The organism is Chloroflexota bacterium (assembly GCA_026706485.1).
Classification (GTDB): Bacteria; Chloroflexota; UBA11872; order UBA11872; family UBA11872; genus JAJECS01.
This window is the reverse complement of the sequence record JAPOYR010000013.1, coordinates 125,958-149,203: the sequence shown is the minus strand read 5'-3', so window position 1 is coordinate 149,203 and position 23,246 is coordinate 125,958. Positions and strand designations below refer to the sequence as shown.

The window sequence follows — 23,246 nt, the reverse complement described above, 5'->3', positions numbered from 1 at the left end:
TCATTCGGGCGCCGATTCGGCGATCTCCCGAATCTGTGCGGCCACCACCGTCGCCGCCGCGTCGAGATACTGGCGTCCCAACTCGGCCGTGCCGTGCGACGCGTCGTCGCTCACGCCGGTGGGCCGGTCGCCCAGGAAGTCTCCGTCGCGCGCCTCAGTGACGTTGGCGAGGCCGGCCGGCAGCGGCGTGTCGCCGGTCACGGGAATGTGTTCGGTCCGCACCAACTCGGGGTCCAGGTGGAGCATGAGCGACGTCTCGAACGACCCCGCGTGGCCGGGAATGGAGAACCCTCCATCGCGCGGAACGGCCTCCAGCGCCTCGCGAGCGACATCCCAATAGCTGCCGGCGACGACGTGCATCTCGCGAAAGTCCAGGACGAAGTCGCGCGCGGTCTGCTGGATCAGGAACTCGTTGCCGCCGTGGCCGTTCAGCACCAGCACGCGGCGGAACCCCATCATGCGCAGGCTGTCGAGCAGCTCGAAGACCACCACGCCGAAGGTGTGGCTCGTGAGCGTCAGCACGCCGGGCCACGGCAGGTGATGGTGGGAGCTGCCGAAGTGCAGCGGCGGGCACACGACCACGTTGAGGTCCGGGCCGGCGGCCTCCGCCGCGGCGCGTGCCACCGCCATGCAGCACATGGTGTCGAGGCCCACGGGATTGTGCGGCCCGTGCTGCTCGATGGCCGCGGTGGGCAGGATGGCCACCGCCGAGGGCGCCAGGGCGCCGATTTCATCGCGTGTCATCCGTTCAAACGCCACATGGGCCATTCGCGCACCTCTCACGGCGATGCCTTGGATGAAATGGTGGGGCACCTGGCCGCCCCCCGCAACCGCCGAATTTCGTTGCCTTGAGCCGAATGGCGCGGAACAATGCCATTCCCGGTCAACGAGCGGCCCTCGCGCTGGGGAGGCCGCGAGGGCCGTTCCCCGACCGGCGGCGTCCGGGGAACCTCTGAAGAAGCGCGGCTCCCCGGTCCACCCGAACCTGAATCCGTTCGGCTATCCCTTCGACAAGCTCAGGGCGAACGGATTCGGGTTGGATCCATTGGCGCTTTCAGCGCCTCCCTAAGTGCTGGTGGTCGCCGGTTCGACGGCAGCGTCGGAGACAGCGCCGTTGTTGCCGTCCACCGCGGGCGCCGCCTGCTGCACGTCGAACGTGAAGTCGTCGTCGGCCACGTCCACGCGGACCCTGCAGCCGGCATCGCAGCTCTGGTCGAGCAGCAGCCGCGCGATGTGGTTTTCGACCTCGCGCTGCAGGGTGCGCCGCAGGGGCCGCGCGCCGTAGTCCGGGTTCCAGCCGAGCTCGAGCACGCGGTCCTTGGCGGCGGTGGTGAGCTCGACGCCGATGCCCTGCGCGGCCATGCGGCGGCCCAGGTCGGCAGCCATCAGGTCCACGATCTCGCGCAGCTGCGGCTGGGTCAGCGAGTGGAAGATGATGATCTCGTCCACGCGGTTGAGGAACTCGGGCCGGAAGGTCTTGCGCAGCTCGTTTCGCAGCCGGGTGCGCATGGCGCGGTCTTCGCTGGCGGCCGAGTCCGCGGCATCGCTTTGCCGGAATCCCAAGGCGTTCTCGCGTCGAATCTGCTGCGCGCCCACGTTGGACGTCATGATGATGATGGTGTGGCTGAAGTCCACCACGCGCCCGTGGCCGTCGGTGAGCCGCCCGTCGTCGAGCACCTGCAGCAGGACGTTGAAGATTTCCGGGTGGGCCTTTTCGACCTCGTCGAAGAGCACCACCTGGTAGGGCCGGCGCCGGACTTTCTCCGTGAGTTGGGCCGCGTCGTCGTAGCCGACGTAGCCGGGCGGCGCCCCCACCAGCCGGCTGACCGAGTGCCGCTCGCCGAACTCGGACATGTCGATGCGCAGCATGGCCGACTCGTCGTCGAACATGAACTCGGCCAGCGCGCGCGCCAGCTCGGTCTTGCCCACGCCGGTGGGTCCCAGGAAGAAGAACGAGCCGATGGGCCGGCGCGGGTCGGCGATGCCCGCGCGCGAGCGCCGGATGGCGTCGGCAACGGCGGTCACCGCCTCTTTCTGATTGACGATGCGCTGGTGCAGCGCGTCTTCCATGTGGAGCAGGCGCGCGGCCTCCTCTTCGAACATGCGCGCCACGGGAATGCCGGTGATGTTGGAGACCACGTCGGCGATGTCCTCGCGGCTGACCACGTCGTCCAGGTCCCGCTCGGCCAGCCAGCGCTTGCGCCAGTCCTCGAGCTTGGCGTTGAGCTGCAGCACGTCCGACTTGACGTTGGCGGCGCGCTCGTAGTCGCGGGCCTGCCAGGCGTTTTCCTCCGCCTCCTGCAGCTCCTCGATGCGCTTCTCGACGTCGCGCAGCTCGGGCGGCGTGTCGAAGATGTCGACCCGAACCTTCGCGGCTGCCTCGTCCATCAGGTCGATCGCCTTGTCGGGCAGGTGGCGTTCGGTGAGATAGCGGTCGGAGAGGCGGGCGGCGGCATCGATGGCCTCGTCGTTGATCTTGAGGTCGTGGTGCTGCTCGTATCGCGGGCGCAACCCCTGTAGCACCGCCACCGTTTCCTCGACCGAGGGCTCTTCCACGTAGACCGGCTGAAACCGCCGCGCCAGTGCCTTGTCGCGCTCGACGTGGGTGCGGAACTCGTCGAGCGTGGTGGCGCCGATGGCTTGCAGCTCGCCGCGCGCGAGGGCCGGCTTGAGCATGCTCGACGCGTCGATGGCGCCCTCGGCCGCGCCGGCGCCCACGGCCTGGTGCAGCTCGTCGAAGAATAGGATGATCTCGCCGTCGGAGGCGCGGACCTCGTTGATCACGGCCTTTAGGCGCTCCTCGAACTCGCCGCGGAACTTCGAGCCGGCGACCATGGCGCCCATGTCGATGGCCAGCACGCGGCGGTCGCGCAGGATGCGCGGCACGTCGTTGCCGGCGATGCGCTGGGCCAGGCCCTCGACGATGGCGGTCTTGCCGACGCCCGGCTCGCCGATGAGGGCGGGGTTGTTCTTGGTCCGGCGGGCGAGCACCTGGATCACGCGCTTGATTTCCTGCTCCCGACCGATGACCGGATCGAGCTTGTCGTGGCGCGCGATTTCGGTGAGGTCGGTGCTGTACTTCTCGAGCACCTCGTAGCGGCTTTCAGCCGACGGGCTGGAGGAGCGCTGGGCACCCCGGACGTCGCGCAGGGCGCCGTAGATGCCCTCCGTATCGACTCCGGTGCGGCGCAGCACGTGCCCGGCCTCGGAGTTGCGCGAGCGCGCCACGGCCAGCAGCAGGTGCTCGTTGCCCACGAACTCGTCGCTGAGGCGTTCGGCCTCCTCGCGGGCCGCGTTCATCAGCTCCAGGGTTTGGGGCGTCACGAACATCTGGCCCTGCGCCACACCGCCGTCGCCGTCCTCGACGCTGACGCGGGGCTTGTCGGCCAGCAGGCGGCGCAGCTCGCCTCGTATCAGGTCCGGCGAGACGCGCAGCCGTTGGACGATGCGCACCGCCACGCCGTCCGCCGGCTCGAGCAGCGCCAGGAGGATGTGCTCGGCGTCGAGCTGGTTGTGCGCATGCTCCAGCATGATCGACTGGGCGCGCTGCACCGTCTCTTGCGCCTTTTCGGTGAATCGGTCGAAGTTCATCATGGTGCTCGTGGCTCCTTGCCCGCCCCGCTATCCGACCAGGCGGCGCAGCGCGGCGCGCAGTCGATCGATCTCCGCCTGCAGGCGCTCGATCTCCAGCTGATGGCGATCGCCCAGGCGTTGCTCCCGGCGTTCCGATTCCTGCCGCTGCCGCTCATGGGTCTCGCGCATGTTCAGAATCACCTCGACGCCCGCCAGGTTCACGCCCAGCTCATGGGTCAGGCGCTGAATCAGCCGCACGCGCTCGATGTCTTCCTGCGAATAGAGGCGCACGTTGCCCCGGGACCGCCCCGGCGTGACCAGGCCGATGCGCTCGTAGTGGCGCAGCGTTTGCGGATGCACGCGGGTGATTTCGGCCACCACGCCGATGAACACCGCGGGCCGCTCGCGCATGCCGGCGTCCGGTTCGCTGACGGCGTCAAAGTCGTCGGGGGAGCGCATTTAGCTTCGTTGGGGCAGCGGCTGTTCGCCGCGCAGCTCGGCGAGCTCGCGGAACAGCGCTTGCTCGCGGTGTGAGAGATCCTGCGGCAGCCGCACCCGAATGCGCACGATTATGTCGCCGCGCTGATTCGAGCGGGCCTTCGGCAGTCCCTGGCCGCGCAGCCGCAGCCGAGCGCCGTCGCGCGTTTCCGGCGGCACCTGCACCGTCAGGGTGGGCCCGCCGAGGGTGGAGACGTTGACGTTGGCGCCGAGCATGGCTTCCGAGAGGCCGATGGTCGCCGTGGTGTGCAGGTCCGCGTCGTGGCGTTCGAAGCGCGAGTCGGGCGACACCGCGACGCGCAGATACAGATCGCCGCGGGTGCCGTCCGGCCGGATGCTGCCCTTGCCGGTCACGCGCAGCCGCTGACCGTCGCGAACCCCCTTGGGGATGGTGACGTCGATGCGCTCCTGGCGCATCTGGCCGTCGGCGTGCGGCGCGCGCAGCATCAGCGAGCGCCGGCCGCCCTCGGAGACCTCGCGCAGGGTGATGTCCAGCCGATCTTCGACGTCCGCGCTGGGCGGCGGACCCGGACGCTGACCGCCGAACCCCATGCTGCCGAAGAGGGACTCGAAGAAGTCGCTGAAGCCCGCGCCGCCAAAGCCTCCCGGCGAGGCGCCGGTCGGGGCTCCGGCTCGTCGAAACGCCTCCTCGAACGACCCGGTCTGTCGCCAGTTCGATCCAAAGCGGTCGTAGCGCTTGCGCTTGTCGGGGTCGCTGAGCACCTGGTAGGCCTCGTTGATCTCCTTGAAGCGCGCGTCGGCCTGCGGATCGCCGGGATTGACGTCGGGGTGGAAGCGACGCGCCAGACGGCGGAAGGCCCGCTTGAGCTCGTCGTCGCTGGCCTGCCGGCTGACGCCCAACGTCTTGTAGTAGTCCCGGTATTCCATGGCGTCGCTAGTCGTCGGGTGCCACCGCGACGCGCACGCGCGCCGCGCGCAGCACCATGTCGCCCCAGAGATAGCCGCGGCTGACCTCGTCCAGGATGTGACCGTCGGGAACGTCGCCGGTGGCCGCGGTGGCCACGGCCTCGTGCAGGTTCGGGTCGAAGGCGCCGCCGGAGTCCATTCGGCGCACGCCATAGCCGGCCAGCACGTCCCGCAGGCGCGTGAGCGTGAGATCCACGCCCTCGGCCAGCGCCCGGCCGTCGTCGTGCGGCGCGGCCAGCGCCCGCTCCAGGTCGTCGGCGAGGTGCAGCAGATCCATGAACAGCCGGCGCTTGGCGTCGCGCACCAGGTCCTCGGTGGTGCGTTCCAGGCGCTTGCGATAGTTGTCGGTGTCGGCGCGCACGCGCAGCAGCTTGTCGTTGAGCGACTCGATCTCGGCGCGCAGCGTGGCGATCTCCTCCTCCGGCTCGCGGTGCTCGGCCATCGGGTCGTCGCTCATGCGGGACGTGGATTCACGGGGTTCGGTGGCGCTCATGGGCTACTTGTCGTCGGCCGGCTGGGCCTCAGCCTCGGCATCGGCGTCGCTCGTCTTGAACTCCGCGTCCACCACGTCGTCGGCGTCGGTCGAGGGCTGCGGGCCGTCGGCGGGAGCGCCGTCGCCCTGGGCCTGCTGCGCCGCATAGAGCTGCTCGCCCAGCTTCTGGGCGGCGGTTTCCAGCACGGCCACCGTGCTGCGGACCTTGTCCAGGTCCTCGCCCTTGAGCGCCTCGCGCACCTCTTCGATGGCCTGCTCGGCCGCGGCGCTGTCGTCCGCGTTGAGCTTGTCGCCGTTGTCCTTGATCAGCCGCTCGGTCTGGTAGGCCAGGCTGTCGGCGGCGTTGCGCGTCTCGATCGCCTCGAGCGCCTCCCGATCCGTTTCGGCGTTCTCCTCAGCTTCCTTGACCAGCGCTTCCACCTGCTCGCGCGAGAGGTTGGTGCTTGCGGTGATGGTGATGCGCTGCTCCTTGCCCGTGGCCAGGTCCTTGGCCGACACGTTGACGATGCCGTTGGCGTCGAGATCGAACGTGACCTCGACCTGCGGCACGCCGCGCGGCGCCGCCGGAATGCCCTCCAGCCGGAAGCGGCCCAGCGTGGTGTTGTCGCGCGCCATCGGGCGCTCGCCCTGCAGCACGTGGATGTCCACGGCGGTTTGGCCGTCCTCGGCGGTGGAGAAGATCTCGGACTTGCTGGTGGGAATCGTCGTGTTGCGTTCGATCAGGCTCGTCATGACGCCGCCGAGGGTCTCGACGCCCAGCGACAGCGGCGTCACATCCAGCAGCACCACGTCGTCCACCTCGCCGGCCAGGACGCCGCCCTGGATGGCCGCACCGACCGCGACCACTTCGTCCGGGTTGACGCTCTGGTCGGGCTCCTTACCGCTCAGCCGTGTGACCAGGTCCACGATGGCGGGCATGCGCGTGGATCCGCCGACCAGCACCACTTCGTCGATGGCGCCGGCCTCGATGCCCGCGTCCCGCAGCGCCTGCTTGAAGGGCGGCACGCAGCGCGCCGTCAGGTCCGCGGTCAGGTCCTCGAACTGGGCCCGCGTCAGCGTGTGATCCAGGTGCTTGGGGCCGTGCTGATCGGCGGTGATGAAGGGCAGGCTGATCTGCGCCTGCGGCACGGTTGAGAGCTCCTGCTTGGCCTTCTCGGCGGCCTCGACCAGACGCTGGAGCGACTGGGAGTCCTGGCGCAGGTCGATGCCCTGGTCGCGCTGGAACTCGTTGGCCACGTGATCGACGATGCGGCGGTCGTAGTCGTCGCCGCCCAGATGCGTGTCGCCGCTGGTGGCCTTGACTTCGAAGACGCCGTCACCGGCCTCCAGGATCGACACGTCGAAGGTGCCGCCGCCCAGGTCCCAGACGAGGATCGTTTCGGCGCCCTTCTTATCCAGGCCATAGGCCAGGGCCGCCGCGGTCGGCTCGTTGATGATCCGGCGCACGTTCAGCCCGGCGACCTCGCCGGCGTTGCGCGTGGCCTGGCGCTGCGAGTCGTTGAAATAGGCCGGCACGGTGATCACGGCATCGGTGACCGATTCGCCCAGATAGCGCTCGGCCTCCTGCTTGAGCTTTTGGACCACCATCGAGGCGATCTCTTCGGGCGTGATCTCCTGGCCGCGCTCGGGGATCTTGATTAGCGCCTCGCCGGCCTTGCCCTGGACCACGTCGAAGGTCACCGCGCTGCGCTCGTCGCCGACTTCGTCGTAGCGGCGGCCGATGAAGCGCTTGGCGGAGTAGATGGTGTTCTCGGGGTTCATCACGGCCTGGCGTCGCGCCAGCTGGCCCACCAGCCGCTGGCCGTCCTTGGCGAAGCCCACCACGCTGGGCGTGATGCGCGAGCCCTCGCTGTTGGTGACCACGGTGGGCGCGCCGCCCTCCATCACGGCCACGACGGAGTTCGTCGTGCCGAGGTCGATGCCGATGATCTTGGTTGCCATTCGCTCTGCCTCCTAGGCCGTCGCGCCATGGGGCGCGGGCCGGCTCGTCGCCGGTGTCATCAATGCGGTCGTCAGGACCGCGTCCATGTCGTCCACCCACACAAATCGCATCTGTCGTCGGACTTTCGCGGGTACGTCGTCGACGTCCGCCCGGTTTTCCGCGGGCGCCACCACCGTGCGCAGGCCGGCCCGGTGCGCCGCCAGCACCTTCTCCTTGAGCCCCCCGATGGGCAGGACGCGGCCGCGCAGCGTGACCTCGCCGGTCATGGCCACCTGGCGCCGCACGGGCACGCCGGCGACGGCCGACATGATGGCGGTGCTCATGGTGATGCCCGCCGAGGGGCCGTCCTTGGGCACGCTGCCCGCCGGCACGTGCACGTGCACGTCCGTTTGCCCGAAATTAGGTCGATCCATGCCGAACGCGTCACCCCGCGCCCGCACGTAGGACAGCGCGGCCTGCGCCGACTCGCGCATCACCTCGCCCAGCTGACCGGTGAGGCGCAGCTTGCCGCTGCCCGGTACGGCGGACGCCTCCACGTCGAGCACCTCGCCACCGAACGGGGTGACGGCCAGGCCGGTGGCGACGCCCACCAGCGGCGAGCGGTCGTCGTCTTCCGGCAGATAGCGCGGCGCGCCGAGCAGCGAGCGCACCACGCGCGGGGTGACCCGGCGCGCGAAACGCCGCCCGTCCGCCACGCGGCGCGCCAGCTTGCGGCAGACCGACCCGAGCTCGCGCTCGAGGTTTCGCACGCCGGCCTCGCGGGTGTAGTGCCGGATCGCTTCGCGGATGGCGCGATCGGAAAACTCGATGCCGCGTCCGCCGAGCCCGTGCTGCTTGAGCTGGCGCGGGAGCAAATGCCCGTCGGCGATGCGGACCTTCTCATCCTCGGTGTAGCCGTGCAGCTCGATGACCTCCATCCGATCGCGCAGCACTGCGGGGATGGCTTCGGCGTCGTTGGCCGTGGTGACGAACAGCACGCGCGACAGATCGAGCGGCACTTCGAGATAGTGGTCGGTGAAGCTGTGGTTGTGCTCCGGGTCGAGCACTTCCAGCAGGGCGGACGAGGGATCGCCCCGAAAGTCGCGCCCGATCTTGTCGACCTCGTCGAGCAGCAGCACCGGATTGCGCGAGCCGGCGCGGCGCATGGCTTGCACGATGCGGCCCGGCAGGGCCCCCACGTAGGTGCGGCGATGGCCGCGGATTTCCGCCTCGTCGCGCACGCCGCCCAGCGAGATGCGCACGAACTCGCGTCCCAGGGCTCGGGCCACTGAGCGCCCCAGACTCGTCTTGCCGACGCCGGGCGGCCCGACCAGGCAAAGGATCGGCGTGCGGAAGGCGTCCGACAGCATGCGCACGGCGAGGAACTCCAGCACCCGCTGCTTGACGTGCACCAGGCCGTAGTGATCGCGCTCCAGCACCCGCCGCGCGCGGCGCAGATCGCGGCGATCCGAGGTTTCCGTGCTCCAGGGCAGGCCGAGGAGCCAGTCGAGGTAGCCGCGGATCACGCCGATCTCCGGCGAGGTCGGGGGCGTGGCTTCGAGCCGGCTGATTTCGTGCTCGGCCTTCTCGCGCACCACCTCGGGCAGGTCGGACTCCTCCACCCGTCGGCTCAACTCGTCGGTGTCGTCAATCTGGGTGTTCGAGATTCCGAGCTCGCGTTGGATCGCCCGCAGCTGCTCGCGCAGGTAGAAGTCGCGCTGAACTTTCTCAATGCCGTCCTGGATCTCGCCTTGAATCTTGTTGCGGATGTCCAGCATCTCCGCCTGGCGCGCCAGGTAGCGGGCCACGCGCCGCAGGCGCTCGACGGGCTCGAACGCTTCCAACACGTCCTGGCGCTCCCGCATCGGCATGTCGGAGGAAAAACAGATGTAGTCGCACAGCCAGCTCGGATCGGACACGCGGCGCGTCATGGCCACGACGTCGGGGGGAAAGGTGTTGGTCTCCTCGGCCACCGCCTCCACCTGAGCCACCACGACGCGGCGCAGGGCCTCGAGCTCCAGCGATGACTCGTGGGGAATCTCGACGGGTTCGACGCGGGCGACGAGATGGCCTTCGCGCTCTTCCACGGACTCGAGCCGGGCGCGCTGGCGGCCTTGCAGCAGCACTTGCTGGCTGCCGTCGGGCATGCGCAGCTTGCGAATGACCTCGGCAATGGTGCCGACCTCAAAAAGGTCCGACGGACGCACCTTGTCGCTGGCGCGCCGCTGCGCCACCAGCACCACGCGGCCGCCGCGCGTCTCGGCCGCCGCCACGGCGGCCAGCGAGGCGTCGCGGCTGGCCTGCAAGGGCATGGCCATTTCCGGGAACGCGACCCAATCGAGCAGCGGCACCACGGGCATGACCACCAGCTCCGACCGCGTCTCGGCGGTGGTCGCCGCCGTTTCGTCGACCGACGCCGCCAGGTTTCCCAACACCGACTGCTCCGCACTTCGACCCATCGAGATCGAGTCTAAAGATTGAGTGTGGCCATGTCAAGAATGCTCAGTGCGTGACGTTATACCTTCGCCTGTCCCGACTCTCCGCCGAGGGCGCGCGGCTCGACGCCCGCTCCGGGCTACACTTCCAGCCTATGCCGAACGCCCAACGCCCGGCGGTGCGCCGCCGCCGCTTCTCCCGCCGGCGCGTCCTCGGTGCGGGGCTAGGAGCCGCCGCCCTCGTGGCGTGCGGCGAAGCGGCGCCGGAGGCGACGCCCGCGCCGTCGCCGATCCCGACGCCGCCGCCCACCGCGCCGCCGCCGCAGCCTCCGGCTCCGGCGCAGCTGCGCTTGCTGGGCTGGCCATTCCGTCCGGATCTGCTGCGGCAGCGGCTCGACGCCTTCGAACGGTATCGCGGCGACGTGCGCGTGCTCCACGAGCAGGCGCAGCACGACTATCCGGTGCGAGCCCTCGAGGCCCTGACCCGCTTGCCTTCGGTGGACGTGGTACAGGCGCGCGACGGCTTGGTGGGCGCGTGGTGGTCGGGTCGCGCGTTGCAAACCATGGGCGCCGAGGACACCTGGCGCGTGGTGCTGGACGCCATGTGGCCCCACGCCCGGCAGTCCGTCACCCTTGGCGGGCAGGTGGTCGGCCTGCCGTATTACGCCGACGTGATGCTGCTGGCCTACAACCGGCAGCTGCTGGATCGCGTGGGCGCGCCCGTGCCGAGCACGCTCGAAGAGCTCACCGACGTGTGCCGCGATGCCGCGCGGCGGCAGATCGTCGAATTCGGCATTTCCCTTAACCTCGCGCCCAAGGTCTTCACCAATCTTCCGTGGTGGGGGCTCGTGTATGCCTCCGGCGGTCGGTTGGCGGCGCCGGACGGCCCGGACCCGGCGGCGGTCGCGGTGCTGGAGTGGCTGCGCGACGCCAGCGCGGTGTCGAACGTCGTGGATCCCGACTTCGGCTTGGCTACCTACGACGCGTTGGCCCGCGAGCAGCACATCTTCAGCATCGTCGGCGCCCATGTGCTCCGCCGCCTCAATCAAGCGTCGCCCGGCGCCTTCGGCGTGGCGCCGATCCCGGGCATCGCCTCGCCGCTCGGCACCGTCGCCTGGACGCCCCTCTATTCGGTGGCCGCCAACACGCCGCGGCCGGCGGACGCCGTCGACCTGGTGAACTATCTGGGCGGGCCGGGACCGGCCGGCGACTATGCCTCGGCGGCCTTTTGGCTGCAGCAGGAGGGCCTGATTCCCGCCTACCGCCAGCTGCTCGATCGTCCGGAGGTCGAAGGCGACCTGGCGGCCTGGATCGATCCGAATGCCCTGACGTCGATCCTGGCCGCCGCGCGTCCCGTGGAGCGGCTGTGGGAACGCTGGTTCTTGTCCTGGGAGCACGAGTTGCAGATTCAGGTGCAGGAGGCGATCTTCGGCCGCCAGTCGGCCGACGGAGCCCTGGCGGCGGCGGAAGCCGTCGCGCGCGAGCTGGCCCTGGACTCGGGCGGCTAGCGTCGCGGTCGCCGCGGAACGAACGCCCTAGACGGCAGCCGCCGTTTCCACGCCGGGCGTCGCGGCGCAGCGGGCCATCGGACAGGCGTCGCAGCGCTTGTCCCGGCACCAGCGGCGGTGGAGCCGCAAGAGCCCTTGCTGCGCGTTTGCCCCGCCGAGGCCGCGGCGCTCGATCCCCAGCGTTTGGACCATATAGCGCGAGTCTTGATTCCACATGCCGCCCGGCAGCGCGGCGAGGATCGCGGCGCTGGCCCGCGGCAGGTCGGAATCTCCGAGCGTGTGGCCCATGGCCGCGGCGAACGGGAGCACGGCGTTGACCAGGATCTCGCGCGCGCGGCCCGTGCCCACCAGCGCGGACGCCGGGCGCCGTGTGGGTTTTCCAAAGTCGAAATGCCGGGCCCAATAGGCGTCCGGCGGCTCGGCCACCTGAAATCGGGCCTGGAGCCGCCGCGGATCCGACGCCTCAGCCGCGCGGCGTACCTCCGCCAGCGCGGTTTCCACCAGGCTCCGGCCCGGATCCGGCGCGCGCGACAGCAGCCGCGCCGCCGCGGCGATGCGGCGGGTCGGCCGGTTGGCCGGCCGCACCGATTGCAGGGTCCAGTCGGCCGCGTGCAGGCACGTGAGCCGCCCGTAGGACTGCCAGATGCGCTGCAGCGTCCGCGCGTAGCCGTCAGCCGCTGGCGCGCCGCGCTGCATGGGCAGCAGCCCGGCGGCGCCCATGAGCACGGCCTCGAGCACTGCCAGGCCGGCGTCCGCGCCGTTCGCGGCCAGCGCCTCGCCGAGGTCGCTCGTCACGCAGCCGCCCAGGACTTCGAAGGTCTCGGCGTTCGGGCGGTAGCCGAGCGCGCGCAGGATGGCCTGGTGCAGCGCCTGATCGGGCCCCAGGGCGACGATGTTGCTTTCCAGCACCGCCGTGCGCTCGGCGTGGCGGCGCTGGCCCTGTCGCTCGATGGCGGCGACGGTTTCGCGGCGTGAGGCGGCGCCCGCCGGACCGGGTCGTCGGCATGGCAGCGCCTCGTGCGCCGACGCCGGGTCGGCCGCAGCCGGCCCGGCGGCCCTGGAAAACGCAGGCGCCAGGGCGATCGTCGGCGGCCCCGCCGCAGGCGGGTGCGATCCAATTTCCCAGACCAGGTGCAGGCCGACGGCGGCATAGGCCGGGTCGCGATCGTGACCGTGGCGCCGCCAGTCGGCGGCCGCCAGATGCACCTCGAGATCGAGGCGGCGCGCCGGCCCGTCGTCGATGCTCACGATGGCGTCGCGCAGATCCGGGCCCGGCAGGCCGGTCCAGCGCCCGGGGTAGATGACGGCGACGGTGCGGCCGCTGCTATCGCGCCACGGGCCGCGCCGCACGGCCTGTCGCAGCCACGCCGCCACGAGCTCGGCCTCGGAGGCCGGCCGTTGCCTGTCGCCGTTCAGCGCTGTGCCACTCATATCGATCCGGCCGGAGCGATTAAGCATATCGCCCCCTTCGCCGCAGCCGTTCTCAGCGTGTTGCATCAGGGATCCGCGGCGATTTGCGCGGGACCGAGGGCGCGAAGCCAATCGTGACTTTTGTGATTCGGCGTTGACGAATCGGCGCTTCGCGCGCACACTCGCGGCGCACGGGGACGGCGCAGGCTCACGAATGCCACGAATCAGCCGGGTCGAGCGGTATACCTTCGCGTTTACGCGGCCGGCGCGGCTGGGTGCGCACGTCATGTAGCTCCCCCGATCGAGAACGCGCCGGCAGCAGAGGTCAAAGCCTCTGCTTTTTTGTTGCCCGAATCCGAGCGAAGGAGAACCCACCCATGATTGTCGTCCTGGCCAAGCAGGCCTCCAGTGACCAGATCGAAGCCGTCGCCGGGCGTATCCGCGCCGAGGGCTTGGAAACGCGGATGCTCTACGGCGTCGAGAAGACCGTGATCGCGGTGATTGGCCACCGCCCGCCTGAGCTGCTGCAGCAGATCCAGCGCATGCCGGGGGTCGAAACCGCCATGCCGGTCGGCGCGCCCTACAAGCTGGCGGCGCGGCGCGACGGGCAGGAGCGCACCGCCATCACCGTGGGCGGCGTCACGATCGGCGACGGCTCGGTCGCCGTCATGGCGGGACCGTGCACGGTGGAAAGCCGCGACCAGCTGATCGTCACCGCCGAGCACGTGGCGGCGCAAGGCGCCCAGATTCTCCGCGGCGGGGCGTTCAAGCCGCGCAGCTCGCCCTACAGCTTCCAGGGAATGGGAACCGAGGGCCTGCGGCTGCTCGAGGAAGCCAAGGCCCTGACCGGCTTGCCCGTCATCACCGAGATTCTCGACCCGCGGCAGGTCGAGGAAATCGCGGACGTGGCCGACATTTTGCAGATCGGCACGCGCAACGCCCAGAACTACCCCCTGCTCAACGAGGTGGGGCGGCTCGAGACGCCGGTGCTGCTCAAGCGCGGCATGGGCAACACCATCGAAGAGTGGATCATGTGCGCGGAGTACATCCTGGCGGCGGGCAATCCCAACGTGCTGCTGTGTGAGCGCGGCATCCGCACCTTTGAAACCGAATCGCGCTTTACGCTCGACCTAAACGCCGTGCCGCTGCTGCGCCGGGCGACCCACCTCCCAATCGTCGTGGACCCGTCGCAGGGCACCGGCAAGTGGCACATGGTGGAATCCATGTCCCTGGCCGCGGTCGCCGCCGGCGCCGACGCCGTGCTGCTCGAGGTGCATCCCTCGCCGGACACGGCGCTGATCGACGGGGCGCAGAGTCTCAGCCTGGAGCACTTCACGCAGCTCATGGGCAAGCTCGTGCCAATGGCGCAGGCGCTGGGCCGCCCGGTGCCGGCTCCCGCCGCGGTGAGCTGATGTCCTCGGCGCGGAGTCGTGTCGTGCCGCCGGCGCGCCGCCTGCGCGGCGAGCTGCGCGTGCCGGGCGACAAGTCCATCACCCATCGGGCCCTGCTGCTGGGCGCGATCGGATCCGGGGACTCGCGCGTTCGACGGCCGGGGCTCGGCGCCGATACGCAGGCCACGGCCGGCGTCGTCGCGGCGTTGGGCGTGTCTCACGCCGTGCACGGCGACGAGCTGGTGGTTCGCGGCGGCGGGTTTTCGGGCTTGCGCGAGCCGGCCGATGTCTTGTCGTGCGGCAACAGCGGCACTACGCTGCGCCTCGTCAGCGGCATCCTCGCCGGCCGGTCCTTCCATTCGTTCGTTACCGGGGACGACTCGCTGCGCCGCCGGCCGATGGGGCGGGTGGTCGAGCCCTTGCGCGCGATGGGCGCCCGGATTCACGCCCGCGCCGACGGCACCCGCGCGCCCATGGCCTTCGCGCCGGCCCGTTTGCACGGAGCCCGTCTGCGGTCGCTGGTGGCCAGCGCCCAGGTCAAGTCGGCCGTCCTGCTGGCCGCCCTGCAAGCCGACGGACCGACGTCGCTGGAGCAGCCGGCGCCTTCCCGCGACCACACCGAGCGCTTGCTGCGCGCGCAGGGGGCCACGGTCACCTCTGACGATGGAACCGTCGGCTGCACGCCGAATGGGCCGCTGGCGCCGCTGGACCTGGACATTCCGGGCGATTTTTCGTCGGCGGCATTCTGGATTGCGGCGGCCGTGGTGCATCCCGACGCGGAGATCACCGTTCGCGACGTGGGTCTCAACCCCGGGCGAACCGGCCTGCTCGACGTGCTGCGCACCATGGGCGCCGACGTGAGCGTCGAAGTCGAGCGCCACGATCCGGAGCCCGTCGGGACCGTCGTGGCCCGATCGTCATCCATGCACGCCGCCGACGCGGGCGGCGACCTCGTGCCGCGACTCATCGACGAGGCCCCCCTGGTGGCGCTGCTGGCCGCGCATGCCGACGGCGAGTCCCGGCTTCGCGACGCCGCCGAGCTGGCCGCCAAGGAATCCAACCGGCTGCGCACGACGGCCGCGGCCCTCGCCGCGCTCGGCGTCGAGGTTGACGAGCAGCCCGACGGCTTCGTGACCGCCGGCGGCCAACGGGCCGGCGGCGGCCGCGCCGACGCCGCCGGTGACCACCGCATCGCCATGCTGGCGGCGGCCGCCGCGCTCTCGGGCAACGGCCCCGTCACCATCGACGGCGCGGACAGCGCCGCGGTGTCCTACCCCGGCTTCTGGGACGATCTGGCGACCCTGAGCGAATGAGCCCCGACCTCCGCTTTGGCGTCATCGGCTGGCCGCTCGGACACACGCTGTCCCCGGCGTTTCAGCAGGCGGCGCTTGACGCCCTGGGCGTGCCCGCGGTCTATCGCGCCGTCCCGACGCCGCCGGAGGATGTCGAGGCGCGTGTGCGCGAGGCTCGCCGCGGCGAGTGGCGCGGGCTCAACGTGACGATTCCCCACAAGCTGCGCGTGGCCGAGCTGGTCGACCGGCGCACCCCCGCCGCCGAGCGTCTGGCGGCCGTGAACACGGTCGACGCCCGCGACGGCAAGCTCATCGGCGACAACACCGACATGGAAGGCTTCGCGCGCGCGCTCACCGAGCACGGCGGCTTCGACCCTGCCGGCGCACGCGCCGTGCTGTTGGGCGCGGGCGGGGCGGGCCGCGCCGTGGCCTGGGCGCTCGCCGACCTCGGAGTCGAGCATCTGACCCTGGCCAACCGGCGCCGCGAGCGCGCCGACGCGTTAGCTGCGGCCCTCGCCGGCCAGCCGCTGGCCGTCACCAGCTGCGGTCTTGCCGATTCGGCGCTGCCACGCGAGGTGCGCGACGCCGAATTGTTGGTGAATGCCACGAGCCTGGGAATGGTCGGCGGCCCGGATCCGATGGCCGCTCCACTGCCGCTGTCGTGGCTGCACGACGGGCTCTTCGTCTGCGACATCGTCTACCGCCCCGCGGAAACGCCCCTGCTGGCGCACGCGCGGTCCATCGGCTGTCGCGTGCTCGGCGGTCTGGAAATGCTGGTCCTGCAGGGCGCCGCCAGCCTCGAACGATGGCTGGGCCGGCCGGCGCCCGTGGACACTATGATGGACGCTGCCCGGAACGCGCTGGCCGCGTCAGGGGCCTAGCACCATGGGACGCCTTCGTTTTCTCACCGCCGGCGAGTCGCACGGCCCCGGACTGACCGTCATCGTCGAGGGGCTGCCGTTCGGACTCGCCCTCACCGCGGACGACATCAACCCCGATCTGGCGCGTCGGCAAGGCGGCTACGGTCGCGGCGGGCGCATGCAGATCGAGCGCGACCAGGCCACCATCCGCAGCGGCGTGCGCCACGGTCGCACCCTGGGCAGTCCGGTGGCCTTGCTCATCGAGAACCGCGACTGGGCCAACTGGCAGGACAAGATGGCGGTGGAGCCGATCGACGGAGAGATTCCGCCGGTCACCAAGCCCCGGCCTGGTCATGCGGATCTAGCGGGCATGGTCAAGTACGGCACCGACGACCTGCGCAACATCCTGGAGCGCTCCAGCGCGCGCGAAACCACCTCGCGGGTGGCCGCGGGCGCGGTCGCGCGTCGGCTGCTGGCCGCCGCCGGCATCGAGATCCGCAGCCGCGCGGCGCGCATCGGTCCCGTGGACGACACGCCCGATCTGGACCCCTTGCAGCCGGAATCCTGGCCCTGGGACGACGTCGAGGCCTCGCCGGTGCGGGCCGTCACGCCCGAGCGCGCCGACGCCATGATCGAAGCCATCGACGCCGCCGGTGCGGCCGGCTCGACTCTGGGCGGCGTGTTCGAGGTCGTCGCCTGGGGCCTGCCCATCGGTCTTGGCAGCCACGTGCACTGGGACCGCAAGCTCGATGGACGCCTGGCGCAAGCCATCCTGAGCATCAACGCCGTCAAGGGCGTGGAGATCGGGAGCGCGTTCGACAACACCGCGCGCCGGGGCCACGACGTGCACGACGAGATCGATCGCACGCAGGCGCGCGGCTGGACGCGCCTGAGCAATCGCGCCGGCGGCACCGAGGGCGGCATGACCAACGGGCAGCCGCTGATCGTGCGCGGCGCCCTGAAGCCCATCTCGACCATGCGCACCCCGCTGCAAACCGTCGACGTCAAGACCCTCGAGCGCACCCAGGCGCACTTCGAACGCTCGGACGTGTGCGTGGTGCCGGCGGCCGGCGTGATCGGCGAGGCCATGGTGGCGCTGGTGCTGGCCGACGCGCTGCTCGAGAAGTTCGGCGGCGACAACATGGAGGACATCGCGGCCGCGGTGCGCGCACAGCGGGCGGCCTCGCGGGCAGCGCCCGCGGCCACGTGAGCGGCCGCCGCCCCGTGGACCGACTGTTCCTCGTGGGCATGAGCGGCGCCGGCAAATCGTCGGTCGCCAGGGCCGCCGCGGCTCGACTCGGCTGGTCGGCCTGGGACAGCGACGCGGAAATCGCGGCGCGCGACGGCAGGTCGATTCCACAGATCTTCGCCCAGGACGGCGAGCCGGCGTTTCGCGACCTGGAACGGGACGTGGTGGATGCCTTGAGCGCGCGACCGTGCGCCGTCGGGGCGCTCGGCGGCGGCGCCATGGCCGATGCGCCGACCCGCGAGCGGCTGCTCGCGCGCGGTCTCGTCGCCTGGCTGCAGGTCAGCCCGGACGTGGCCGCCGTCCGTCTGGAAGCCGGGCTGGCGGCCGAGCCGCGGCCCATGCTCGGCGACGATCCACGCCGCCGCCTCGCCGACTTGATCGCGGCGCGCGAAGCCGCCTACCGACAGGCCCACCTGCATGTCGCGACCGACGACCGCTCGGTGGCCGAAATTGCCGACACGCTGGCCGCTGAGGTGCGCGCCGCAAACGCCACCGGCTCGGCCTGATGGACACCATGGACCACATCCAGATCGAGCGCGGCGCCAGCAGTCGGCTGGCGCGGGTGCTGGAGCGGGAGGGCTTGCCCCCGCGCGCGTGGGTGATTGCCGACGCCACCGTGATGCGGCTGCACGGCGACCGTATCGTGGCGGGCTTGGCCCGCGACGGCGTCAACGTCAACGCGCAGGCCGTTCCCCCCGGCGAATCCAGCAAGTCGGTCGAGATTGCATCCGATTTGTGGATCTGGCTGGCGGAGCAAGGCGCCGAGCGCGGCGACCCCATCATCGCCCTCGGCGGCGGCGTGGTTGGCGACCTTGCCGGATTCGTGGCCGCCGCCTACCTGCGCGGGGTGCCGTTGATCCAGGTGCCGACCACCCTGCTGGCCCAGATCGACAGCAGCGTCGGCGGCAAGGTGGCCGTTGATCTGGCGGCGGGCAAGAACCTCGTCGGCGCCTTCTACCCGGCACGGCCGAGCGTGATCGATACCGACCTGCTGGCCACCCTTCCCCGCGAGCAGCTGGTGGCGGACTACGCCGAAGTGATCAAGACCGCGATGATCTTCGACGCAGACATGTTCGAGCTGATCGAGCGGAGCGTCGATGCGCTGCACGACCCCGCCTTGCTCGAAGAGCTGGTGACACGCTGCGTGCGCTGGAAGGCGCGGATCGTGGACGAGGATCCGCACGACCGCGGCCCGCGCGCCGTGCTCAACTACGGGCACACCATCGCCCACGCGCTCGAAACCGTGTGCGGCTACGGCGCCTACCGGCACGGCGAGGCGGTGGCCATCGGCATGCGCGGGGCCGCGGCCATCAGTGTTCGCGCGGCTGTGCTGACCGAAGCCAACGCCGAGCGTCAAGACGCGCTGCTGCGCCGCGTCGGCCTGCCGCAAACGTATGCGAGTGCCGCGCCCGACGACCTGCGGCAGGCGATGCAGCGGGACAAGAAAGTGCGCGGGGGGCGCATCCAATGGGTGCTGGCCCAGCGCATCGGCGCGGCCAGCCCGGGGCATCACGTGGACCCCACGATCGTTCACGACGTGCTGCGCGAGCTTCGGGCCCCGGCCGCATGAGCCCGCCGCCACTACAATCGCGCATGCCTTTCCGGCCCGGGACTATCTAGCGTGGAGCCGCTCGGCCGCGGAATCACCGTGGCGCTGGCGCTGGCCGCCGCCTTTGCGGCGGCGGCGTGGGTGGCCGGCGCCATCTGGGCGCACTACGACATCGGGCGGCGCACCCAGGACCTCTACGTCCGCATGTTCGCCACCTTGATGGTGCTGCTGCTCGGCCCCATCGGCGCGGTGCTGTATCTGATCCTGCGGCCCCGCGAAACCCTTGACGATGCCTACCTGCGCGCGTTGCAGGAAGAGGTCCTGCTGCGGGACATGGGCCCGTCGCCTGCGGCGGAGTCCGACCCGAGCCTACTGGCGATCAATGGCAAGGCGCCCACCATCGGCCGCGGCGCCTTCGTGGCGCCCGGGGCCAAGCTCATAGGCGACGTGCGCCTCGGGGACGGCGTCAGCGTGTGGTTCAACACGGTGATCCGCGCCGACATTGCGCCGGTGATCATCGGCGCGGGCACGAACATCCAGGATGGCTGCGTGCTGCACGTGGACCCCGGCGTTCCACTGCGCATCGGGGCCGACGTCACCGTGGGACACATGGCCGTGCTGCACGCCTGCATCATCGAGGACGAGTGCCTCATCGGCATCCAGTCGACGGTGCTCAGCGGGGCGCACGTGCGCCGTCACTCGATCGTGGGCGCGGCCGCGCTCGTGCCGGAGAACAAAGAGTTTCCCGAATCGTCGTTGCTGGTCGGCGTGCCGGCGCGGCCGATGCGCGACGTCACCGCGCCGGAGGTCCAGCACCTGATCATCGAGCGGGCGGCGGAATACCGCGCGCTGGCGGCCGACGAGCGCGACGCCGGCCACAACACCGCGGCGGGCTGATCCGCCGGATGGCCGCCGCGCCCGACGGACGACGACCGGGCTATAGCGTTCGCATTCGCGACATGGCGGCCTCGAGCCGTCCGCGGGAGCGGCTCGCCGAAGACGGCGCGCAGGCGCTGAGCGAGGCCGAGCTGCTGGCCATCATCCTGCGCGTCGGGTCTGATCGCGGCAGCGCCGTCGAGCTGGCCCAAAAGCTGCTGGCCGAGGGCGGGCTGGCGGGGCTGGAGGCGGCGACCATGGACGAGCTCTGCGCCTATCACGGCGTCGGCCGCGCCAAGGCGGTGCAGATCAAGGCGGCGCTGGAACTTGGGCGCCGCCTGCAGATCGAGCCGGTGGATTCGCGCCCCGAGATTCGCAGCCCGGCCGATGCCGCGGAATTCCTGGCGCCCCGCATGGCGGCCTTGCCGCGTGAGACGTTTCAAGTGGTGCTGCTCGATGGTCGACATCGCGTGATGGACCTATCAAAGATTGCCGAAGGCCGGGTCAACACCGTGGGCGCAAGCATGGCGGATGTCTTTCGCGACGCCGTGCGGCGGGAATGCCCCGCGGTGATCCTGGCCCACAACCATCCGTCGGGCGATCCCTCACCCTCCGACGACGACGCCAAGCTGACGCGCACGGCCGCCGAGGCGGGCAAGCTCCTCGGCGTCGAGGTGCTCGACCACCTGGTGATTGCCCGCGGTCCGACCAATCCGCCCAAATTCGTGAGCCTGCGCGAGCACGGAATCGAGTGGTAGCCGTGCCACGATCACTTGCCGCCCATCGCCGTCCGTCACCCCAATGAGAGTCACGTCGGTCGAGCCGCTGCAATGCGACGCGGGCTGGACGGCCTGGACCTTCGTCAAGATCACCACCGACGCGGGCATCACCGGATACGGCGAGTGCACCGACTGGCGCGGGGCGCACGCGCTGGCCGGCGGCATCCGCGACCTGGCCCCGCTGGTGGTCGGGCGCGATCCGGGCGCCATTCGCGCCGTCGTGCGCGACCTCAGCCGCCACACGCAGCAGAACCTGGGCGGGCTGCTGACCAAGAGCATCGCGGGCATCGAGCTGGCGCTGTGGGACATCCAGGGCAAGGCGCTCGGCGTGCCGGTGCACCGGCTGCTGGGCGGTCCCACGCGCGATCGCGTGCGGCTCTATTGGTCGCACTTCGGCAGCTACCGCGCCCGCAGCCCGGAGATTCTCGGCACCCCGCCGCTGCGGACCTGGGACGATGTCGCCGAGCTGGGCCGCGAGGCCGTGCGCCGGGGCTTTACGGCGCTCAAGACCAACATCTTCACGCCGGGTGAACCGGCGAACTTCTGGACGCGGGGGGACGCCAACCTCGACCACGCGACGCTGGACACAGCGGTGCAGCTGATCGGCACGCTGCGCGAGGCCGTGGGGCCGCGCGTCGACATTTGCCTCGATCTGAACTTTCGCTTCCGCCCGGAGGCCTGCATCAAGCTCGTGCGGGCGCTGGAGCCGTTCGACCTGCGCTGGATCGAAATCGACATGTACGACCCGGCCGCGCTGCGGGACATCCGCGACGCCGCGCCCATGCCGCTGGCTTCGCTCGAAAGCCTCAACACCGTGCGCGACTTCCTGCCGTTCCTGGAGGGGCACGCCGTGGACGTGGCGGTGATCGACGTGCCGTGGAACGGCCTGGCCCAGTCGGTGGAGATCGCCACGCTGGCCGCGACCTACGAGATCAACGTCGCCCCGCACAACTACTACAGCCACTTGGCCACGTTCATCGCGGCGCAGTGGAGCGCCTGCGTGTCCAACCTGGCCATGATGGAGGTCGACGTGGACTCGGCGCCTTGGCGCGACGATATCGTGACCGCGTTGCCCGAGATCGCCGATGGCCACATGCGCATTCCCACCGCGCCGGGCTGGGGCACGGACCTCGATGAGGTGGCAATCGCCGAGCATCCCTGGCCGCGGTCCGGGTAGCCGCGGAATCCGCGCCGGAGTCAGCCGGATTTGCGGCGCGTAAAGCGTAATCCCGACCAGGTCTGGTCGATGGACGCGATCTTGTAGTCCACCAGACCCTGCGCGAGCCCGGTTTCGCGCACCACGCGCTCAGATAAATCGGACACCACGCCGGAGGCCTTCTTGGGCCAGCAGATCCAGAGCCCGCCCGCGCCCGCCCTGGCGCCGTAGCGCGCGACGCGCCGCTCGAGATCGCGGCGCGACCCGACGAACCAGACGATCAGATCGCAGCGGCCCTGCGCGCGGCGGCGCAGGGTCACGTCGGGCGGCAACTCGCCCAGGGTGCGCTCGAACTCTTCGGGCGCGCCCACGAGCGCCACCGCGTAGCCAGGCTTGATGCCGAGCTTGCGCGGCAATGGCGTGCCCGAGTATCCGGCCATGCTCGAGGCGGGGACTAGCGGCTCCGCCGCCGGATGCGCCAGGGCATGCGCCAGCGCCTCGTGAACCCCCGGCCAGTCGGTAAACGTGGCGTCCGGGAGCAGCTCCCGCACCCGGGCGACCTTGGCCGGATCCCCGTCGGCGAATATCAGCGGGACGAAACGCGTGGCCCTGGTCTGCCGCAGCGCCGCGCCCAGGTCGCGCCCGTGCGACGGCAGGCGGCTCAAATCGATCACGACGGCATCCGGCGGGTCGGCGCGCAGCGCCCGGAGTCCGGCCGGGTCCAGCGGCGCGTGATCGACCCGAATCTCATCATTCGCCAGCCGCGCCGCCCGCTCCGCGGCCTCGTCGGCGTTCCAGTGGATCAGGCGAATGCGCGGCATCGCGAGCACATCAGGACGCTTCGACCAGCTCCTTGAGCGCGCGCAGGTGCTTGCGGCCCAGCGAGCGTGTGAGCCAGCCGAACAGGAATCCCATGAGGCGCACGAACCACGAGTCCGACCCCACGTCCACGACGGTGGTCACCGTCGTGCCGCCGTCCACCGGCGCGAGCCGGTATTCCACGACCATCGAGTAGGAGCCGCCAGTCGTGCGCGAGCCCCAGCACGCACCCGGATCGTAGGTCGTGATCTCACCCTGGTACTCCGTCACGCGCCAGCCTTCGCGGATGCGCTGGGTGAATGTCGCGCCCACCGCGTTGTCGGGGTCGAACTCGGACGCGTAGTCGAACGTCTCGACGCCTTGCTGCCACTCGCCGCGGCGGTCGGTGTCGGCCAGCAGCGCAAACACGTTGTCCGGGGAGGCGTCGATCTGGATGCGGGCGATTTCTTGCATGGGTCGTCCTCGGGTAACGGCGGCAGCCATTGTGACGCAGCGGCGCCGCGGGTCGGA

General features: G+C 70.7%; 20 protein-coding genes. 10 read left to right on the top strand and 10 right to left on the bottom strand.

All coding sequences use genetic code 11. The features are described from left to right. The 7 genes from OXG79_14200 to lon all read right to left on the bottom strand — a co-directional run bounded on the left by OXG79_14200 (position 1) and on the right by lon (position 9,871). Positions 1–744, bottom strand: coding sequence for a creatininase family protein (locus OXG79_14200; GenBank protein MCY3784916.1), 744 nt, complete (start codon positions 742–744; stop codon positions 1–3). Between the two features lie 321 nt (positions 745–1,065). Then, entirely contained in the window at positions 1,066–3,594 is a 2,529-nt protein-coding gene (locus OXG79_14195; GenBank protein MCY3784915.1) for an AAA family ATPase, read from the bottom strand. Between the two features lie 27 nt (positions 3,595–3,621). Next, a complete protein-coding gene (locus OXG79_14190) occupies positions 3,622–4,032 on the bottom strand; it encodes a MerR family transcriptional regulator (GenBank protein ID MCY3784914.1) in 411 nt (136 codons plus the stop codon). Next, positions 4,033–4,959, bottom strand: a complete 927-nt coding sequence (locus tag OXG79_14185) for a J domain-containing protein (GenBank protein ID MCY3784913.1) — start codon at positions 4,957–4,959, stop codon at positions 4,033–4,035. It abuts the gene before it with no gap. Between the two features lie 7 nt (positions 4,960–4,966). Further along, a complete protein-coding gene (locus OXG79_14180; protein MCY3784912.1) occupies positions 4,967–5,491 on the bottom strand; it encodes a nucleotide exchange factor GrpE in 525 nt (174 codons plus the stop codon). Between the two features lie 3 nt (positions 5,492–5,494). After that, the gene (dnaK, locus tag OXG79_14175; GenBank protein ID MCY3784911.1) at positions 5,495–7,432 is read right to left on the bottom strand and encodes a molecular chaperone DnaK; all 1,938 of its coding nucleotides are present in this window, start codon (positions 7,430–7,432) and stop codon (positions 5,495–5,497) included. A gap of 12 nt (positions 7,433–7,444) precedes the next feature. Next, positions 7,445–9,871, bottom strand: coding sequence for an endopeptidase La (gene lon / locus OXG79_14170; protein MCY3784910.1), 2,427 nt, complete (start codon positions 9,869–9,871; stop codon positions 7,445–7,447). A 50-nt stretch (positions 9,872–9,921) separates the two neighbouring features. Between lon and OXG79_14165 the strand changes: the two genes are divergently transcribed. Then, the gene (locus OXG79_14165; GenBank protein ID MCY3784909.1) at positions 9,922–11,355 is read left to right on the top strand and encodes an extracellular solute-binding protein; all 1,434 of its coding nucleotides are present in this window, start codon (positions 9,922–9,924) and stop codon (positions 11,353–11,355) included. A gap of 27 nt (positions 11,356–11,382) precedes the next feature. Here the strand turns inward: OXG79_14165 and OXG79_14160 are convergent, their stop codons facing one another. Then, on the bottom strand, positions 11,383–12,786 hold the full coding sequence (locus OXG79_14160; GenBank protein MCY3784908.1) for a DUF2851 family protein: 1,404 nt from the start codon (positions 12,784–12,786) through the stop codon (positions 11,383–11,385). A 356-nt stretch (positions 12,787–13,142) separates the two neighbouring features. Here OXG79_14160 and aroF point away from each other — a divergent pair, with 356 nt between their 5' ends. The 9 genes from aroF to OXG79_14115 are packed head-to-tail and all read left to right on the top strand — an operon-like array spanning position 13,143 to position 21,938. Beyond that, complete coding sequence (gene aroF, locus OXG79_14155) at positions 13,143–14,177, top strand: 3-deoxy-7-phosphoheptulonate synthase (GenBank protein ID MCY3784907.1); 1,035 nt, start codon at positions 13,143–13,145, stop codon at positions 14,175–14,177. A gap of 23 nt (positions 14,178–14,200) precedes the next feature. Next, the gene (gene aroA, locus OXG79_14150) at positions 14,201–15,469 is read left to right on the top strand and encodes a 3-phosphoshikimate 1-carboxyvinyltransferase (GenBank protein MCY3784906.1); all 1,269 of its coding nucleotides are present in this window, start codon (positions 14,201–14,203) and stop codon (positions 15,467–15,469) included. Further along, entirely contained in the window at positions 15,466–16,329 is an 864-nt protein-coding gene (gene aroE, locus OXG79_14145) for a shikimate dehydrogenase (protein MCY3784905.1), read from the top strand. Before aroA ends, aroE begins: the two co-directional genes overlap by 4 nt. Positions 16,330–16,333: 4 nt before the next feature. Beyond that, entirely contained in the window at positions 16,334–17,518 is a 1,185-nt protein-coding gene (aroC, locus tag OXG79_14140) for a chorismate synthase (GenBank protein MCY3784904.1), read from the top strand. Continuing rightward, a complete protein-coding gene (locus OXG79_14135) occupies positions 17,515–18,063 on the top strand; it encodes a shikimate kinase (GenBank protein ID MCY3784903.1) in 549 nt (182 codons plus the stop codon). The genes aroC and OXG79_14135 overlap by 4 nt, the downstream gene beginning before the upstream one ends. Next, positions 18,063–19,127, top strand: a complete 1,065-nt coding sequence (aroB, locus tag OXG79_14130) for a 3-dehydroquinate synthase (protein MCY3784902.1) — start codon at positions 18,063–18,065, stop codon at positions 19,125–19,127. Before OXG79_14135 ends, aroB begins: the two co-directional genes overlap by 1 nt. 51 nt (positions 19,128–19,178) lie before the next feature. Then, the gene (locus tag OXG79_14125; protein ID MCY3784901.1) at positions 19,179–20,003 is read left to right on the top strand and encodes a gamma carbonic anhydrase family protein; all 825 of its coding nucleotides are present in this window, start codon (positions 19,179–19,181) and stop codon (positions 20,001–20,003) included. Positions 20,004–20,011: 8 nt separating this feature from the next. After that, positions 20,012–20,740 (top strand): DNA repair protein RadC, encoded by a 729-nt coding sequence (radC, locus tag OXG79_14120; GenBank protein ID MCY3784900.1) that lies wholly within the window; start codon positions 20,012–20,014, stop codon positions 20,738–20,740. Positions 20,741–20,783: 43 nt separating this feature from the next. Next, positions 20,784–21,938, top strand: a complete 1,155-nt coding sequence (locus OXG79_14115) for a mandelate racemase/muconate lactonizing enzyme family protein (protein MCY3784899.1) — start codon at positions 20,784–20,786, stop codon at positions 21,936–21,938. A gap of 20 nt (positions 21,939–21,958) precedes the next feature. On the opposite strand, the gene OXG79_14110 is transcribed toward OXG79_14115, so the two are convergent. Together OXG79_14110 and OXG79_14105 are read right to left on the bottom strand one after the other, a co-directional pair. Further along, entirely contained in the window at positions 21,959–22,738 is a 780-nt protein-coding gene (locus OXG79_14110) for a hypothetical protein (GenBank protein ID MCY3784898.1), read from the bottom strand. Positions 22,739–22,748: 10 nt separating this feature from the next. Beyond that, positions 22,749–23,189 carry an SRPBCC family protein gene (locus OXG79_14105; GenBank protein ID MCY3784897.1) on the bottom strand — a complete coding sequence of 147 codons (441 nt, stop codon included), beginning with the start codon at positions 23,187–23,189 and terminating at the stop codon, positions 22,749–22,751. Positions 23,190–23,246: the final 57 nt, after the last annotated feature.

Excerpts from the sequence above, each read along its gene's own strand:
- radC (MCY3784900.1), top strand. The coding sequence starts at position 20,012 with ATGGCCGCCGCGCCCGACGGACGACGACCGGGCTATAGCGTTCGCATT.
- OXG79_14180 (MCY3784912.1), bottom strand. The coding sequence starts at position 5,491 with ATGAGCGCCACCGAACCCCGTGAATCCACGTCCCGCATGAGCGACGAC.
- dnaK (MCY3784911.1), bottom strand. The coding sequence starts at position 7,432 with ATGGCAACCAAGATCATCGGCATCGACCTCGGCACGACGAACTCCGTC.
- OXG79_14160 (MCY3784908.1), bottom strand. The coding sequence starts at position 12,786 with ATGAGTGGCACAGCGCTGAACGGCGACAGGCAACGGCCGGCCTCCGAG.
- OXG79_14200 (MCY3784916.1), bottom strand. The coding sequence starts at position 744 with ATGACACGCGATGAAATCGGCGCCCTGGCGCCCTCGGCGGTGGCCATC.
- OXG79_14185 (MCY3784913.1), bottom strand. The coding sequence starts at position 4,959 with ATGGAATACCGGGACTACTACAAGACGTTGGGCGTCAGCCGGCAGGCC.
- OXG79_14190 (MCY3784914.1), bottom strand. The coding sequence starts at position 4,032 with ATGCGCTCCCCCGACGACTTTGACGCCGTCAGCGAACCGGACGCCGGC.
- OXG79_14195 (MCY3784915.1), bottom strand. The coding sequence starts at position 3,594 with ATGATGAACTTCGACCGATTCACCGAAAAGGCGCAAGAGACGGTGCAG.
- lon (MCY3784910.1), bottom strand. The coding sequence starts at position 9,871 with ATGGGTCGAAGTGCGGAGCAGTCGGTGTTGGGAAACCTGGCGGCGTCG.
- OXG79_14105 (MCY3784897.1), bottom strand. The coding sequence starts at position 23,189 with ATGCAAGAAATCGCCCGCATCCAGATCGACGCCTCCCCGGACAACGTG.
- aroB (MCY3784902.1), top strand. The coding sequence starts at position 18,063 with ATGGACACCATGGACCACATCCAGATCGAGCGCGGCGCCAGCAGTCGG.
- OXG79_14115 (MCY3784899.1), top strand. The coding sequence starts at position 20,784 with ATGAGAGTCACGTCGGTCGAGCCGCTGCAATGCGACGCGGGCTGGACG.
- aroE (MCY3784905.1), top strand. The coding sequence starts at position 15,466 with ATGAGCCCCGACCTCCGCTTTGGCGTCATCGGCTGGCCGCTCGGACAC.
- aroC (MCY3784904.1), top strand. The coding sequence starts at position 16,334 with ATGGGACGCCTTCGTTTTCTCACCGCCGGCGAGTCGCACGGCCCCGGA.
- aroF (MCY3784907.1), top strand. The coding sequence starts at position 13,143 with ATGATTGTCGTCCTGGCCAAGCAGGCCTCCAGTGACCAGATCGAAGCC.
- OXG79_14110 (MCY3784898.1), bottom strand. The coding sequence starts at position 22,738 with ATGCCGCGCATTCGCCTGATCCACTGGAACGCCGACGAGGCCGCGGAG.